Raw genomic sequence first — 371 nt, forward strand, 5'->3', positions numbered from 1 at the left:
CGGATATCTAGCAAAATCTGGTTTGATAAAGGTCAACTCTCCCATCTCAGTGAAGTCTAAGGGCTTAACACCCGCTTCTACGCGCTGTGGATAAGAAAGCGTCAAGGCTATTGGCGTACACATATCGGGCTCGCCCATCTGTGCAAGTGTCGAGCCATCGGTGTACTGCACCATTGAATGAATAACAGATTGAGGATGAATAACCACTTGCAGACGATCTTTGTTGGCATTAAACAACCAGCGAGCCTCTATATATTCTAGGCCTTTATTCATCATGCTGGCAGAATCTACCGAGATCTTTGGACCCATAGACCAGTTGGGGTGGGCAATAGCTTGCTCTGGCGTTACCGAGGCTAAGCTATCTATATCAC

Annotated in this window: 1 pseudogene; it reads right to left on the minus strand. The window is 46.9% G+C overall.

The features are described 5' to 3' along the window. Nucleotides 1-371: pseudogene (locus AB4585_RS27150) on the minus strand (1-deoxy-D-xylulose-5-phosphate reductoisomerase); the annotation flags it as partial.

The organism is Vibrio sp. 10N.222.49.C9 (genome assembly GCF_041474985.1).
GTDB lineage: Bacteria > Pseudomonadota > Gammaproteobacteria > Enterobacterales > Vibrionaceae > Vibrio > Vibrio crassostreae_C.